The organism is Paraburkholderia tuberum STM678 (assembly GCF_902833905.1).
Classification (GTDB): Bacteria; Pseudomonadota; Gammaproteobacteria; order Burkholderiales; family Burkholderiaceae; genus Paraburkholderia; species Paraburkholderia tuberum.
In genome coordinates this window covers 173,873-188,146 of record NZ_CADFGP010000013.1, presented here as the reverse complement: position 1 = coordinate 188,146, position 14,274 = coordinate 173,873, and the positions used below count along the sequence as shown (strand labels likewise).

Below are 14,274 nucleotides of genomic sequence, written 5' to 3'. Positions count from 1 at the left end.
CGAAACCCTGGCAGGCCTGCACTTCGTCGTCTTCGCCATGCTTATGCTCGTTCATGCTGCACCGATTATGAAAAGTGCCTAACACGCTCTAAGACGCCACACAAAGCTGTGGCAGCTTGAATCTGAGCCGGGGTTGGCTTATCATGCCCTGAAATAGTCTGATCGGTTAGAATCCCGCGAATATTTTTGAGCTTATCAAATATCGATAGATTGCCGTATTCCTGTTCATAGGCCTCACCTGCCTCAACCAAATCGGATAGAAACACAATACCGATTTTTCCCGAATTGCTTGCAGCCACATGCTCACCAACAAACCGAATATCGCGGGCCTCATATATCTCGCCCTGACATGAAACTGCGTAGTGGTATCCTGCATCGCCAAAAGGCGGGCTTCTGCGCATGTCCTCCGCCTGTAAGCGCTGCATCTCTTCAATAGAAGGTGCGCCACAAGAATAGCTGCGGCCCGCGTGGTGTATCACAATATCCTGATAGTCCCAATGACTTTCCCGCATCGCGCCACTCGGGGGCTTTGCGTGCCACGCTGAACGCTCAATCAGCCTGTAGCCTTTTCGCGCAAGCATATTGATAATCGCCTGCCGGGTGGCGGCGCGGTCATCGACCGATATTGCAATGGCGTTTTGCTTGCTGTCATGCTTTTCTGTAGTTGAGGAGGTCCAGTAGTTGCTGCTGTTATAGTCAGCCATTATTAGGTTTCTGAGGCATTAAGTTTGCGTGCGTGAGGGATGCGTGGGGATCACGCTAGCACGGAAGGAAATTCTGGCGCAATCAAACGGATTTTGGTTTTTGTTAACAATGGTCAATTATCCGGGGTGCATAGCGATGTCTAGCGTTGCTGCCCGCTCGGCGTAATCCGTTGTTAGGGCAGACAACCAGACAGCAGCGCGAGTCGTTCGCGACGGTAGGATAAGCAAGTGCCAGCAGTCGCTTTCGTCGTCATCGTTCAAGCCGCAGCCGTCATGCGTTCGGCGGGACGGGTCAATCGAGCGACGAGCCTGAATGTGTCCGTGGGCCGCACATTCGCAATGCTCGGCCAGTTGCCGCAGCGTGAGGGCAAGGCCGGCGCGTCGAAAGCCGATCAGCGGAAAGACCAGCGACTGCCGATGCAATGAGCATAAAACGCCTCCATGACGGATTGAACTCAGCTTCGATCACATTCCTGCGCGCAGCAATCCCCGCTCCAGCGCGAACGCATCACACCACGACGTAGCCGCGCTGTTCGAGCGTCCAGCGGTGCCACCGGTTGCCATACGCGCCGCATGCGAACGCGAACACGATCGACAGCACGAAGCCGATCAGATCGGCCGTCTCGCCCCACAGACCGATGCCGAGCAGGATCACGTTGATGCCTAGCATCACGAACGCGGCGAACCACATTCTCTTCGACAGCGCCCAGATGAAGCCGAGCAGGCACGCGCCCCAGCTGAAGCCGGTCGCGACCGCGATAGCGTCTTTGTGTTGCGGATGTTGCAGATAGATTCGTGCGTTCATGTTTTGCGAGGTTCCGTGCGATGACGCGGCGCGTCGATCGATCGAGCACGCGCGCACCGCTTTTTAACATGCCGCGGCGACACCGCGCGCATCGGCAGCATACAGCCGCTGCGCTGACGATCCGCGGCATAGCTGCTACCCTTGGCAGATCACGATCAGCAGCGGAGCACGCATGACCTCGCCGACAGCTTATTCCCCGAAAGGACCGACCCGCGCGGAGCTCGACTCGCTGCCCGGCGTCACCGTCGTCGAATTCGGCACCGACTGGTGCGGCTATTGCCAGGGCGCGCAGGCATCGATCCGGCAGGCGCTCGCGCCGCACGCGGGCCTGCGGCATCTGAAGATCGAGGACGGCCCAGGCCGCCCGCTCGGCCGCTCGTTCAAGGTCAAACTGTGGCCGACGCTCGTGCTGATGCGCGACGGCGCCGAGGTCGCGCGCGTGGTGCGGCCACGCAGCGCCGAGGATATCGACGACGCGTTCGCGTCGCTCTGAGATTCGAGCTCCGTCATGCGCCAGGTCATCCATCATCTGAGTGTCCAGGCCCGCGGCCGCGGCCTCGTCGAATTTACCGACGACGCGCGCCGCTTCGTCGACGAGACGGACATCCGTACCGGTCTGCTGACGCTGTTTTGCCGGCACACGTCGGCGTCGCTGCTGATTCAGGAGAATGCCGATCCGTCCGTGCGGCGAGATCTGCAGCGCTACTTCGAGACCCTCGCGCCCGAGGACGACACGCGCTACGAGCACGACACCGAAGGCCCCGACGACATGCCCGCGCATCTGCGCACGGCGCTCACCCAGGTGCAGTTGTGCGTGCCCGTCGAGCATGGAAGGATGGTGCTCGGCACATGGCAGGGGCTGTATCTGTTCGAACATCGGCGTCACCCGCAGCCGCGCGATATCGTGTTGCATCTGCTCGGCGAATGAAGTCCGCTTTCGCACCCACTCGTCACGCAAAGGAAACTGTCACCGGCACTTCTTTGCACACCGCATCGAACGGAGCCTACCCAAGGGAGCACACCTCATGGACACCCGTAGCGAGCTGCAAGCCACCGTCAAGGCGATGGTTCAACCGGGCAAGGGTCTTCTCGCCGCCGACGAAAGCGGCCCGACCATCGCCAAACGCTTCAAGACGATCGGCCTCGAATCGACCGAGGAAAACCGTCGCGCGTATCGCAACCTGCTCCTGACGACGCCCGGTCTCGGCGAGTTCGTGAGCGGCGTGATCCTCTACGAAGAAACGCTCGGCCAGAAAGCCGACGACGGCACGCCGTTCCCGCAGGTGGCCGCGGCAAACGGCATCGTGCCCGGCATCAAGGTCGACCTCGGCAAGGTGCCGCTCGCGCTCGCTCCCGGCGACGAGATCACCGAGGGCCTCGACGGTCTCGCCAAACGCTTCGTCGATTACAAGCGGCAAGGCGCGCGCTTCGCGAAGTGGCGCGCGGTCTACAACATCACGGCGAGCCTGCCGAGCCGGCTCGCGATCGAGGCGAACGCCGATTCGCTCGCGCGCTACGCGGCGATCAGCCAGGAAGCCGGCATCGTGCCGATCGTCGAACCCGAGGTGCTGATGGACGGCGAGCACACGATCGAGCGTTGCGCGGAAGTCACCGAGGCCGTGTTGCACGAGGTGTTTCATGCGCTGCATCGGCATCGCGTGGTGCTCGAACATATCGTGCTGAAGCCGAGCATGGTGCTGGCCGGCTCCGAGCATCAGCAGCAGTCGAGCACGGCGCATATCGCGGCGGCGACCGTGCGCGTGCTGATGCGTACGGTGCCCTCTTCGGTTCCCGGTCTCGTGTTCCTGTCGGGCGGACAGTCGCCCGAGGAGGCTACCGCCAATCTCGGTGCGATGAACCGGCTCGGCGCGCTGCCGTGGAATCTGAGCTTTTCGTACGGGCGCGCGTTGCAGGAGCCGCCGTTGAATGCGTGGCGCGGACAGCCGGCCAACGTGAAGGAAGCGCAGCAGGCGTTGCTCAAGCGCGCGCGCCTGAACGGCGCGGCCGCGCTCGGCAAGTACGACGCGGCGATGGAAAAGGATTGAACCCAGGGATTGAACCCAGGCGCGGGCGCAGGCTATCCGGGAGCTGTGGAAAAAGGCTTCTGGATCGCGTCCGCGCATAACATCCATCCCGCACATATCACAGCCGACAGTACGAATTGACGGTCAGCGATTGTTACGGGCTTTGCAGATAATCCAACGCCGAGATTTGCCTTTTCCTGGGGACGTTCGTCACGATAAAGACCAGGGATCAACCTTGCCGCCCTCGATGATAAAGTGCTTCGCATCGGAGGTTGGGTCAAAAAAGCGCCAGTCTTCTTCGTCAGGCGCACTGTTCGGGCTGATGACAAGCCGCAAGCCACCGGACAGTAAAATGTCTGCACCGCCTTCTTCGCTTCCCGATACGCCTTTCACAATGGCAGGGCCCTGTTTGACCAGCAAATCGTCAATACGCTGAGCCGAACGGTGTGCCTTTTCATCGGGACCGAAAAGATCATCTTGCGTTGCAATCGCACTGCCAGCCTGTTCTATTTTCCAGTTGCATTGGACGTGTAACGACCACTCCCCAACGTGCCTGATCGCACCTTTGAAATTGGCTACCGGTCTTAGGGAGCCAAACTGCATCGTCAGCGTGCCTGCTGCATGATGTACCGCACTTATCGGCAGTCCTTCAACAGCTGACAGGCGGCGCTCAATCTCGTCTCGTGTGTTAATCATTCGGTAATTCCACTGTTTGTTGGCCGCGTTACCACAAGTTGAACATATCTTTGGCGCGTTCCATTATTTCGTGATAACCGAGCCGTTGACCGCCAATTTCCCGATGAAGCTGCTGCGCCTGATTTTTGTTGAGGCCCAAGGCAGTTGCTACATCACGAGTCTGCCTGCCACCGTTCTGCACTTCGTTGTAAAGGGCCTTTGCAACCTCATGGTCGTCCATCCGGCGCATATCGAATCGGTTGTCACTTCGGCCAAGCACGTCGCGCAGCTCGTACGACTGGAAGGACAGCAGCATCGAGGGGGCGTGTTGCAGCCACGCTGCGCGCGCTTCCTCCATGCCTTGCGCCAAGTCGTCGTTTCCCGCGCGGGGTGCGCCGGCTGGCAGGGCAAAATGAAACCAGCGGTCCGCGTCAAACATGCGGGGCGACTCAATGTGAAGGTAGATCGATTTGCGAACGCTCTGCCAGAAGAAATGTCCGTGCCGTCTTTCACGGATGTCGAGGTGAGGAGCGGGAAAAGTGAAGTCATCGTGCCTCACAGTCAATTGACGAGGCCCGATTGTGCAACATGGCACCATCTCATAAAACCCTCCCCCCGTTGCCGACAGTGCCGGGCTCTGGGGGGACTGCGGCGCACAGAAAAACTGCCGGAGCCGACGCGCCAGACGATGCTCGACGCGGGGCGCCTGCCGCCCTTCTGCCTTGACACGCTGCGCTTACTGCCCCTTCGTATCGCTGCTCGCGTCGGCGCCCGGCGTATTCGTCGAGTCGGTCATGGGCTTCTTCGACTTCGAATGCTTCTTCATGTGATGGTGAGTCGAAGGCGTGGTCTCCCCGGTCGCGCCCGCATCGCCGCCCTCGCGTGTCGAGGTCGCGGCGTTGGTGTTCGGGTCGTTGCCGGCCGGCCCCCCGCCGCCGCCTGCGCCACCGCCGGCGCCGGCGCCTTGGGCCATTGCGAGCGACGAAGCCGCGAGCAAGGTGGAAACGAGCACTGCGTGTCTGATTTTCATGGCGATTCTCCTGGGTGTCGAGAGTGTCGAAAGAAAGTGGGCGCGCGGTGACCGCACGCGCAAACCTCGCGCTCTTTTCAGCAAGGGCTGTGCCGCAGCACAGCACGCCAGGAAAAGCCCATGGACGCGATAGACGAACGGTGCCGCGGCTTCAGGTGCCGCAAGCCACCAGCGCATGCAGTTCGTCGATATTGAACGGCTTCGCGAGTATCGCAATGCCGAGCCGACGCGCGCGGTCGAGCTCGTCGGCGTAACCGGTCATCAGCGCGATCTTCTGCGACGGCCACGCGCTGCGGATCTTCTCCGCCAGGTCGATACCGTTCAGCCTGCCCGGCATCTGGATGTCCGACAGCACGAGCTCGAAGCGCTCGCCGGCGCTCAGCACGTCGAACGCCTGGTCGGCGGTCGGCTCGTGATGCACCTCGCAGCCGAAGGTTTCGAGCACCGCGGTCACGCCGGCCGCGACGTCCTCGTTGTCCTCGACGAGCAGCACGGCCCCGGCCGCGGTCGGCAGAGGCTGGCGCGCATCGGCGCCGGCCAGCGCGGCGCCCTCACGATAGCGCGGCAAAAACATCCGCACCGTCGTGCCGCTGCCCAGCACGCTGTCGATCTTCGCGGTGCCTCCGGCCTGCTCGGACATCGACAGCACCTGGGCGAGCCCGAGGCCGGTGCCCGAGCCGCGCAGCTTGGTCGTGAACAGCGGCTCGAACGCGCGTCGCGCGACCGATTCGGGCATCCCTTCGCCGTCGTCGGAACAGGCGATCAGCACGTACTCGCCGTCCGGCAGCAGCGTATCGCCGCTGACCAGCCGATTGTTCTGGCAGCGGATCACGAAGCGTCCGCCGCGCGGCATCGCATCGCGCGCGTTCATCGCGATGTTCACGATCGCGAACTCGAGATCGGTCGGATCGACGAGCACCTGCCACAGGTTCTCCGGCATGCGCAACGCCAGTTCGATCGTGTCGCCGAGCGCCGCGTTGATCAGCGGCACGGCGGCCGGCAGCCAGCGCGCAAGCTCGACGGGCTCCTGCTTCAGCGGCTGCTTGCGCGCGACGCTCAACAGACGCCGCGTCAGCGCTTCGGCCGTAGCGGTGGCACGCTCGACCGCATGCACTTCCTTCTCGAGATCGTTGTAATGCTTCAGGCGCGCGAGCTCGGTGTTCGCCGACACCACCATCAGCAGATTGTTGAAATCGTGCGCGACATTCGCGACCAGATTGCCGAGCGCGCCCATGCGCTGCAGTTGCCGGCTCGACGCCTCGGCCGACAGACGCATCGCGACCTCGCCCTGCCACCGCTCCCACGCGCGCCGCTCCGCCTCGAGCTGACGCAGCGAATACAGCACGAGCCCCCAGATCGCGATGCAGGGCACCGCCGTCAGCGCCGCGATCAACATAAAGTGCGTGCGCCACGCCGCCACGATCGATGACATCGCGTACGCGCTCATCACATACAACGGATAGTCGCCGACGCGGCGAAACGCGAGCAGCCGCTCGACACCATCGACGGTCGAATTCAGATGCAGGTGCCCGAACAGCTGTTTGTCGCGCAACGCGGACATGAACGCGCTGTGCATCGACGGCCGCGCGCCGGCCGGCCATGGCGGATAGTGCACCAGCAGATTGCCGTCCTGCCGGTACAGCGCGAGCGCGAGCGACGGATCGCCGTTGGTCAGCTCGCGATAGAAGCGCGAAAAATATTCGCTGCGCAGCGCCACCGTGACCACGCCGAGAAACTGACCGTCCGTACCCGTGCGGCCGATCGCGGTCGTGAACACGTCGACCTTCGACGGCGCGCCGACCATCGGCAGCGAGAAATACGGCTGGGGACGCATCGCCTTCGCGGCGAGAAAGTCGTCGCGCAAGCCGCTCGTCACTGCCGGCGCCGGATACGCGAGGCTCGACGCAAGTAACTGGCCGTTCACACCGAGCAGCGAGATCGACGCCACCTGCGGAAAGTCGCCGCCGATGCTCTGCAGACGCTCGTGCAATTCGCGCTCGCGCGCGCGGATCTGCGCGTCGTCGGAATTGCCGAGCAGCTCGATCACGCGCGAGGCCATCTGCCGGTTCAAATCCAGCACCTTGACGGCCTGCTCCTGCGCCACGCGCGCGAGGCGGTCGAGCGCATCGTTCGCATCGGAGATGCGGCGCTGGTAGTCGAAGTAGCCGTAGCCCACGAGGCAGGCCAACGGAAACACGATCGACACGGCCAGCAAGATCAGCAGCATGCGCTGCGTCGCCGCGAAGTTGCGTGACGGCATCGGCACATCGACTGCGACACGTTCTGCACGCTGCACGGTCACCTGCTCCATCAAAGTTGCATACGGTCAGGGAAGGCATTGCCTGTGAATTCGCACGCCGCTGTTCGCGCGCTAATTCCCCTGTCTCGAAATTTACCGCAACTCGGCCTATCTTCCCAAGCAGCTTCACGGCATCACTCCGCCGACGCGTCCGGGCACGACGATTGCTGCCTTATCGCTGCTTGATGGCAAGCGTACTTCCGTCACCGCTCGCGACGCGTTTGCGTGCGCTGCGCGAGCTCTTTCTTGCGCGAGGCCTCACCATGTCCACGACTGCCCACCGCGTCGCGCGGCTCTCGGAATTGCCAGCGGACCGCGCGCTGCGCGTGATCGTGGACGGCACGCCGATTCTGCTGGTGCGCGATGGCGACACCGTGCGGGCGTACTCGCCTGATTGCCCGCATGCCGGGGGCCCGCTTGAAGAGGGCGCGCTGTGCCACGGCCGCATCATCTGCCCATGGCACAAGGGTACGTTCGACGTCTCGACCGGCAACGTGCTCGAGCCGCCCGCGCTGCTGCCGCTCGATCGCTACCCGGTCACGCTCGATGGAGACGACGTGCTCGTGTCGGCGGAAAAAATCGCAGCGCCGGCACCGGCGGCACACACATCCCCGCCCGATGCCACCGCGCAACGCAAGCACTACGTGGTAATCGGCGCGGGCGCGGCCGGCGCCGCTGCCTGTGCCGCGTTACGCGAGTTCGGCTTCGAGGGCCGCATCACGCTGATCGGCGACGAAGCGCACGCGCCCTATGACCGCACCTCGCTGAGCAAATTCGTCCCCTCGTTTGAAATGACGCCGGCCGACGTGCCGCCGCTGCTGCCGCCCGACTGGCTGCACACGCACGGCATCGAGCGTATCGTCGCGAAGGTCGCGCGGCTCGACGTGCCTGCGCACACGATCCATTTCGAAGCCGGCGCGGGTAGTAGCGAGCAGAGCATCGAGCCGCTGAAATACGACACCGCGCTGCTCGCGACCGGCAGCGTGCCGAAAGTGCCCGACATGCCCGGCTGCGAACTCGGCGGTGTGCATGTGCTTCGACACCTCGACGATGCCGCCGCGTTGATCGACGCGCTCGGTGACGATGCATCGCAAACCCGGGTCGCGATTCTCGGCAGCAGCTTCATCGGCCTCGAAGTCGCGTCCGCGTTGCGCAAGCACGGGGTGCCCGTCACCGTGATTTCGCGCGACAAGGTGCCGTTCGCGAAGCAGTTCGGCGAGCGCGCGGGCCAGATGTTTCGCGCGCTGCACGAAAGCAATGGCGTGAAGTTTTATCTCGACGCCAAGGTCGCCTCACTCGAGGGCGAGGAAGGCAATGTGCATACGGTGATGCTTGCCGGCGGCGAGGCCATCGCGGCCGATGTCGTGCTGCTGGGCACGGGGGTTGCACCGGCTACGGGGTTTGTCGAAGGACTGCCGTTGCAGAAGGACGGCGGCGTGGTCGTCAATGCCGGCATGAACGCCGCGTGCGGTCTATATGCGGCCGGCGATATCGCCGTGTTCACGCTGCATGAGAACCAGGAGCCGGTGCGTATCGAGCATTGGCGCGTCGCGCAGCAGCATGCGCGCATCGCCGCGCAGAACATGTGCGGTTTGCGCAATCGCTATGCCGACGTGCCGTTCTTCTGGACCTATCACTACGGCAAGAACTTCGAATACCTCGGCCACGCGAGCGAGTGGGATGAGATCGTCGTCGATGGCGACTTCGATCATCACCAGTTCATCGCGCTGTACGTGTGCGACGGCCACGTCGACGCGGTGTTCGCCTGCGAGCGCGAAGCGCTGACCGCGCGGCTTTCCGACGCGATGCGCGGCGGGCTGTCGCGGGCCGACGCGCTCGCGATCATCGGCGCGCCGGAAGCGGCGGCGTCGTGACCCATCGTGTTGCCGTTCAACCTTGACTAAGGAGTCACCATGACGACATACAAGGAAAAACATCCTCACTCGGAAAAGAGCGAAAAGCAGATCGACAAGCAGGTCGAAGACAGCTTCCCGGCTAGCGACCCGCCGTCGACGGGCGGCACCACGAGGATCGAGCCGGAGCAGGACAAGGCAAAGGCCGGGCACGACAAGCCCGCCGGTCAATAGCCGCGTGGCAGCGGTTCGCGCTGCCCGCGCTTGCCGAGCGCCCGCGGCCTCGCCCATCACTGTGTTCGCGGCGGCCGCGGATGGCATCTATTGCACTCCCCCATTCTCAACCCACTGGAACGACGGAAACGACTCACCATGTCAGACGAGACCGGCTCGGCCAGCGCCGGGCAGGAAGCATTCGGGCGTGATGCGCCGCACGGCGATGATCGCCGCGACGGCAACGACGAACGCGACGGCGTCGGCAAACGCGGCGACCAGGGCCGCGCTGACGGCAAACATGGCAACGGCAACAACGACAAGGACAACGGCGACGACGGTCAGCAGAAAAAGACGCCCGGCAAGAAGCCGCTGATCATCCTCGGCGCGGTCGTGATCCTGATTGGCATCGTCGGCTTCGTCTGGTGGTTCGCGACGCGCAACGAGGTGACGACCGACGACGCCTACACCGATGGCAACGCGATCACGATGGCGCCGAAAGTCTCCGGCTACGTGGTGACGCTGGCGGTCGACGACAACCAGTTCGTGCACAAGGGCGACCTGCTGCTCGTGATCGACAAGCGAGACTACCAGGCGCAGGTCGATCAGGCGAAGGCGCAGCTTGGTCTTGCAAAGGCGCAATTGAACGCCGCACAGGTGCAGCTCGACATCGCGCGCGTGCAGTATCCGGCGCAGTACCGCGAGGCGAAGGCGCAAACCTCGTCGGCGGAAGCGAATCTGCGCGAGGCGCAAGCCTCCTGGCAGCGTCAGCACACGGTCGATCCGCGCGCGACCACGCAGCAGAACGTCGATACCGCCGACGCACAGCGCCAGTCGGCCAACGCGAGCCTCGAGCAGGCGCGCGCGCAGCAGCGGACCGCGAGCCTCGTGCCGCAGCAGTTGCGCGAGGCCGAGGCCGCCGTCGACGAACGCCGCCAGCAGGTGCATCAGGCTGAGGCACAGCTCGAACAGGCGAAGCTGAATCTGTCGTACTGCGAGGTGCGCGCGCCGTCGGATGGCTGGATCACGCGGCGCAACGTGCAGCTCGGCAGCTTCCTGACCGAGGGCGTGTCGCTGTTCTCGATCGTCACGCCGCAGGTGTGGGTTACCGCGAACTTCAAGGAGTCGCAGCTCGAACGCATCCGCCCCGGCGAAAAGGTCGAAGTCGACGTCGACGCGTATCCGAAGCTCGATCTGCGCGGCCATGTGGATAGCGTGCAACTCGGCAGCGGCTCGCGCTTCTCGGCGTTCCCGACCGAAAACGCAACCGGCAACTTCGTGAAGATCGTGCAGCGGGTACCGGTCAAGATCATCATCGACGAAGGTCTGCCGCGCGATCATCCGCTCGGGCTGGGCTTGTCGGTCACGCCGAAGGTGTACCTCAAATGACGGCGTCCGACGCGCCCGGCGAGGCGTCGCTTGGCGAGGCGTCGAACTGGAAGCCATCCGCGAATCCGTGGCTGATCGCGATCGTCGTCACGCTCGCCGCGTTCATGGAAGTGCTCGACACGACCATCGTCAACGTCGCGCTGCCGCACATCGCGGGCACGATGTCTGCCAGTTACGACGAAGCGACGTGGACGCTGACCTCATATCTGGTCGCCAACGGCATCGTGCTGCCGATCTCGGGTTTCTTCGGTCGGCTGCTCGGGCGCAAGCGCTATTTCCTCGTCTGCATCATTGCGTTCACCGTGTGCTCGTTTCTATGCGGCATCGCGACCAATCTGTGGCAGCTGATCATCTTCCGCTGTTTGCAGGGCTTTTTCGGCGGCGGACTGCAACCGAACCAGCAATCGATCATTCTCGACACGTTCCCGCCGCAGCAGCGCGGCCGCGCGTTTTCGATCTCGGCGGTCGCGATCGTCGTCGCGCCGGTGCTGGGACCCACGCTCGGCGGCTGGATCACCGACAACTTTTCGTGGCGCTGGGTGTTCCTCGTGAACGTGCCGTTCGGCGTGCTGACCTCGCTCGCGGTGATGCAACTGGTCGAGGATCCGCCGTGGAAACGCAAGGGCGATCTGCGCGTGTCGGTGGATTACGTGGGCATCCTTTTGATCGCGATCGGCCTCGGCTGCCTGCAGGTGATGCTCGATCGCGGCGAGGACGACGACTGGTTTTCGTCGAACTTCATTCGTACGTTCGCGGTGCTCGCGGTGTCGGGCATCGTCGGTGCGACGTACTGGCTGCTGTACACGAAGAAGCCGGTCGTCGATCTGCGCTGTCTGAAGGACCGCAACTTCGCGCTCGGCTGCGTGACGATCGCCGCGTTCGCGACGATTCTGTATGGCAGCGCGGTGCTCGTGCCACAGCTCGCGCAACAGCAGCTCGGCTATACGGCGATGCTCGCGGGCCTCGTGCTGTCGCCTGGCGCTGTGCTGATCACGATGGAAATTCCACTGATCAGCAAAATGATGCCGCACGTGCAGACGCGTTTTCTGGTGGCCACCGGCTTCGGGCTGCTCGCGTGCGCGCTCGCGTATTCGCACATGCTGGTGCCGGACATCGACTACTTCACGCTGGTGAAGATGCGCAGCGCGCAGTCGCTGGCGATCGGCTTCCTGTTCGTGCCGATCACGACGCTTGCGTATCTGACGGTACCGCCGCGACTGAACGACGACGCGTCCGCGCTGTTCACGATGTTCCGCAACGTCGCGGGTTCGATCGGTATCTCGCTGTCGACCGCGATGGTTCGCGAGCGCACGCAGGCTCGCATGGCGCATCTATCGGAGTTCATGTCGCCGCTTTCACAGAATTACAACGATACGTTGCAACGCAACGCGCGGACGATCGCGGACATCAATGGCATGCCGCTTTCTCAGGCGCTGCAAACGGCGAACGGTCATCTGTACACCACGTACATCTCGCAGGCGACGTTCCTTGCCTATGTCGACGTGTTCGCGTTCCTCGCGATTTTCTGCACGCTTTGCATTCCGATCACGATTTTCTTTTCACCGGCCAAGGCGTCCGGCGGCGGAGGACATTGAAGTGAAGCCTGGTTTGAAGCGCGGCGTTCCCGAACCCGCCACGTGTTTGATTGCCTGTGTCGTCGTCGCCATGTCCGCGCTGCTCGCGTCCTGCACGGTCGGCCCCGACTTTCATGCGCCGCACGCCGACGTGCCGGCGCAGTGGCACGATACGCAGTGCACCGCGGCGAATGCCGCCGCGAGCGACGCGTCCGCTAGCGGCGCCTCCGCAACGAGGCCCAACGTCGCTTCGGTGCCCACCCTCGACACCGATCCCGACCCGCGCTGGTGGCGCAGTTTCAACGATCAGACGCTCGACGCGCTGATCACGCGCGCCGCGCTCGGCAATCTGGACTTGCAGCAAGCGGTGCTGCGCATCGTCGAAGCGCGCACCCAGGTCCAATCGGCGGCCGCGCAGGGTCTGCCGAATCTGCGCGCGACCGGCAGCTATCAGCGCGAGCAGCTTGGCCTCAAAGGTTTTCTGCAGGAGAACGGCGCCTACGACAAGGTCGATCAGCTCGGCGCGCCCAATTCGTCCGTCAATGCGATCGCACCGGGCGCGGGCGCCGCGTTGCAAAAAGGCGCGAACAACCTGCTCGACCAACTGACCGCGCCGATCAATCTGTGGCAGGTCGGCTTCGACGCAACCTGGGAGCTCGATCTGTTCGGCCGCGTGCGTCACTCGGTCGAGGCCGCGAACGCGCAAACCGAGGCCGCGTACGAGAGCCGCAACGACGCGTTGCTGTCGCTCGAAGCCGAGGTCGCGCAGACCTATATGCAGCTGCGCGGCGCGCAAACCTTGCACAACATCGCGATGAGCCTCGTCGAGCAGCAAGCCGAGACCGTCGAGTTGACGCAGAACAAGGCGAAGGTCGGACTCGCGAGCGAGCTCGACGTGCAAAGCGCGCGGGCGCAGCTCGCGCAAACGAAAACGCAGTTGCCGCAATACGATCAGCAGATCGCCCAGTCGCTCAACGCGCTCGCGTATCTGATCGGCGAGCCGCCCGGCGCGCTCGAAGCGCAGCTGAGCACGCCGCAAACCGTGCCGCCGGTGCCGCCCGTCGTGCCGATAGGCTTGCCGTCGACGCTCGCGCGGCGCCGGCCCGACATCCGCCGCGCCGAGGCGAATCTGCATGCGGCAACGGCCAGTGTCGGCGTCGCGGTCGCGCAGTTCTACCCCGACGTGTCGCTGACCGGCCAGGCCGGCATGCGCGCGACGAATGCCCGCGATCTCGCGCGCTGGTCGCACCTGTTCTATTCGCTCGGGCCCACCGTGTCTCTGCCGATTTTCCAGGGCGGCGCGCTGGTAGCCAATCTGCGCATGTCGAAGGCCCAACAGGCCGAAGCCGCGCTCGATTACCGCAAGACCGTGCTGAGCGCGCTGAGGGACGTCGACAACGCGCTGGTCGTCTATCGCACCGATCAGGCGCGGCGCGATGCGCTCGCGGACAGCGTCACCGCGCAGCAGACCTCGTTCGATCTGTCGCGCGATAGCTATCGCAAGGGCCTGACGAGCTTCATCAACGTGCTCGATGCGCAGCGGCAGCTCGCGCAGGCACGAGAGCAATACGCTCAGGGCACGACCCAGGTCAGCACCGACCTGGTGGCGCTGTACAAGGCGCTAGGCGGCGGCTGGCAGAGCGATGCCGATGCGGCGGGAGCAACGGGCGCGGCGACGCCGTCAGGCAGCGGCGGATAACCAGCCACG

15 protein-coding genes are annotated in these 14,274 nt (G+C 63.9%); 9 read left to right on the top strand and 6 right to left on the bottom strand.

Going from position 1 to position 14,274, the window contains the following annotated elements:
* Positions 1–65: 65 nt before the first annotated feature.
* Positions 66–704: a peptidoglycan recognition protein family protein gene (locus HWY30_RS14325; protein ID WP_090809956.1), complete on the bottom strand. Its 639-nt coding sequence runs from the start codon at positions 702–704 to the stop codon at positions 66–68.
* Between the two features lie 228 nt (positions 705–932).
* Here HWY30_RS14325 and HWY30_RS14320 point away from each other — a divergent pair, with 228 nt between their 5' ends.
* Positions 933–1,130, top strand: a complete 198-nt coding sequence (locus HWY30_RS14320; RefSeq protein ID WP_090809955.1) for a hypothetical protein — start codon at positions 933–935, stop codon at positions 1,128–1,130.
* Between the two features lie 82 nt (positions 1,131–1,212).
* Here HWY30_RS14320 and HWY30_RS14315 read toward each other — a convergent pair whose 3' ends face one another.
* Positions 1,213–1,509 carry a DUF2628 domain-containing protein gene (locus HWY30_RS14315; RefSeq protein ID WP_090810532.1) on the bottom strand — a complete coding sequence of 99 codons (297 nt, stop codon included), beginning with the start codon at positions 1,507–1,509 and terminating at the stop codon, positions 1,213–1,215.
* 172 nt (positions 1,510–1,681) lie between these two features.
* On the opposite strand from HWY30_RS14315, the gene HWY30_RS14310 reads away from it, so the two are divergent.
* The 3 genes from HWY30_RS14310 (at position 1,682) to HWY30_RS14300 (ending at position 3,554) form a co-directional block, all read left to right on the top strand.
* Positions 1,682–2,002 carry a thioredoxin family protein gene (locus tag HWY30_RS14310; RefSeq protein WP_090809954.1) on the top strand — a complete coding sequence of 107 codons (321 nt, stop codon included), beginning with the start codon at positions 1,682–1,684 and terminating at the stop codon, positions 2,000–2,002.
* A gap of 15 nt (positions 2,003–2,017) precedes the next feature.
* Complete coding sequence (locus HWY30_RS14305; RefSeq protein WP_090809953.1) at positions 2,018–2,437, top strand: secondary thiamine-phosphate synthase enzyme YjbQ; 420 nt, start codon at positions 2,018–2,020, stop codon at positions 2,435–2,437.
* 97 nt (positions 2,438–2,534) lie between these two features.
* Positions 2,535–3,554: a class I fructose-bisphosphate aldolase gene (locus tag HWY30_RS14300; protein ID WP_090809951.1), complete on the top strand. Its 1,020-nt coding sequence runs from the start codon at positions 2,535–2,537 to the stop codon at positions 3,552–3,554.
* 189 nt (positions 3,555–3,743) lie between these two features.
* On the opposite strand, the gene HWY30_RS14295 is transcribed toward HWY30_RS14300, so the two are convergent.
* The 4 genes from HWY30_RS14295 to HWY30_RS14280 all read right to left on the bottom strand — a co-directional run bounded on the left by HWY30_RS14295 (position 3,744) and on the right by HWY30_RS14280 (position 7,549).
* Complete coding sequence (locus HWY30_RS14295; protein ID WP_090809949.1) at positions 3,744–4,229, bottom strand: hypothetical protein; 486 nt, start codon at positions 4,227–4,229, stop codon at positions 3,744–3,746.
* A gap of 28 nt (positions 4,230–4,257) precedes the next feature.
* Positions 4,258–4,647: a hypothetical protein gene (locus tag HWY30_RS14290; protein ID WP_244144908.1), complete on the bottom strand. Its 390-nt coding sequence runs from the start codon at positions 4,645–4,647 to the stop codon at positions 4,258–4,260.
* A 297-nt stretch (positions 4,648–4,944) separates the two neighbouring features.
* A complete protein-coding gene (locus HWY30_RS14285) occupies positions 4,945–5,238 on the bottom strand; it encodes a hypothetical protein (protein WP_090809947.1) in 294 nt (97 codons plus the stop codon).
* Between the two features lie 151 nt (positions 5,239–5,389).
* Positions 5,390–7,549 (bottom strand): hybrid sensor histidine kinase/response regulator, encoded by a 2,160-nt coding sequence (locus HWY30_RS14280; RefSeq protein ID WP_090809945.1) that lies wholly within the window; start codon positions 7,547–7,549, stop codon positions 5,390–5,392.
* 251 nt (positions 7,550–7,800) lie between these two features.
* On the opposite strand from HWY30_RS14280, the gene HWY30_RS14275 reads away from it, so the two are divergent.
* From HWY30_RS14275 to HWY30_RS14255, 5 genes are all read left to right on the top strand, one after another.
* A complete protein-coding gene (locus HWY30_RS14275) occupies positions 7,801–9,411 on the top strand; it encodes an FAD-dependent oxidoreductase (RefSeq protein WP_090810528.1) in 1,611 nt (536 codons plus the stop codon).
* Between the two features lie 39 nt (positions 9,412–9,450).
* Positions 9,451–9,624, top strand: coding sequence for a hypothetical protein (locus HWY30_RS14270; protein ID WP_167368765.1), 174 nt, complete (start codon positions 9,451–9,453; stop codon positions 9,622–9,624).
* 138 nt (positions 9,625–9,762) lie between these two features.
* Entirely contained in the window at positions 9,763–10,992 is a 1,230-nt protein-coding gene (locus tag HWY30_RS14265) for an HlyD family secretion protein (RefSeq protein ID WP_090809943.1), read from the top strand.
* The gene (locus HWY30_RS14260) at positions 10,989–12,587 is read left to right on the top strand and encodes a DHA2 family efflux MFS transporter permease subunit (RefSeq protein WP_090809941.1); all 1,599 of its coding nucleotides are present in this window, start codon (positions 10,989–10,991) and stop codon (positions 12,585–12,587) included. The genes HWY30_RS14265 and HWY30_RS14260 overlap by 4 nt, the downstream gene beginning before the upstream one ends.
* A gap of 70 nt (positions 12,588–12,657) precedes the next feature.
* Entirely contained in the window at positions 12,658–14,265 is a 1,608-nt protein-coding gene (locus tag HWY30_RS14255) for an efflux transporter outer membrane subunit (protein ID WP_244144909.1), read from the top strand.
* The last annotated feature ends 9 nt before the right edge of the window (positions 14,266–14,274 follow it).

Coding starts and splice junctions, on each gene's coding strand:
- HWY30_RS14310 (WP_090809954.1), top strand. CDS start 1,682: ATGACCTCGCCGACAGCTTATTCCCCGAAAGGACCGACCCGCGCGGAG.
- HWY30_RS14260 (WP_090809941.1), top strand. CDS start 10,989: ATGACGGCGTCCGACGCGCCCGGCGAGGCGTCGCTTGGCGAGGCGTCG.
- HWY30_RS14270 (WP_167368765.1), top strand. CDS start 9,451: ATGACGACATACAAGGAAAAACATCCTCACTCGGAAAAGAGCGAAAAG.
- HWY30_RS14300 (WP_090809951.1), top strand. CDS start 2,535: ATGGACACCCGTAGCGAGCTGCAAGCCACCGTCAAGGCGATGGTTCAA.
- HWY30_RS14275 (WP_090810528.1), top strand. CDS start 7,801: ATGTCCACGACTGCCCACCGCGTCGCGCGGCTCTCGGAATTGCCAGCG.
- HWY30_RS14285 (WP_090809947.1), bottom strand. CDS start 5,238: ATGAAAATCAGACACGCAGTGCTCGTTTCCACCTTGCTCGCGGCTTCG.
- HWY30_RS14315 (WP_090810532.1), bottom strand. CDS start 1,509: ATGAACGCACGAATCTATCTGCAACATCCGCAACACAAAGACGCTATC.
- HWY30_RS14305 (WP_090809953.1), top strand. CDS start 2,018: ATGCGCCAGGTCATCCATCATCTGAGTGTCCAGGCCCGCGGCCGCGGC.
- HWY30_RS14295 (WP_090809949.1), bottom strand. CDS start 4,229: ATGATTAACACACGAGACGAGATTGAGCGCCGCCTGTCAGCTGTTGAA.
- HWY30_RS14280 (WP_090809945.1), bottom strand. CDS start 7,549: ATGGAGCAGGTGACCGTGCAGCGTGCAGAACGTGTCGCAGTCGATGTG.
- HWY30_RS14290 (WP_244144908.1), bottom strand. CDS start 4,647: ATGTTTGACGCGGACCGCTGGTTTCATTTTGCCCTGCCAGCCGGCGCA.
- HWY30_RS14265 (WP_090809943.1), top strand. CDS start 9,763: ATGTCAGACGAGACCGGCTCGGCCAGCGCCGGGCAGGAAGCATTCGGG.
- HWY30_RS14255 (WP_244144909.1), top strand. CDS start 12,658: ATGTCCGCGCTGCTCGCGTCCTGCACGGTCGGCCCCGACTTTCATGCG.
- HWY30_RS14325 (WP_090809956.1), bottom strand. CDS start 704: ATGGCTGACTATAACAGCAGCAACTACTGGACCTCCTCAACTACAGAA.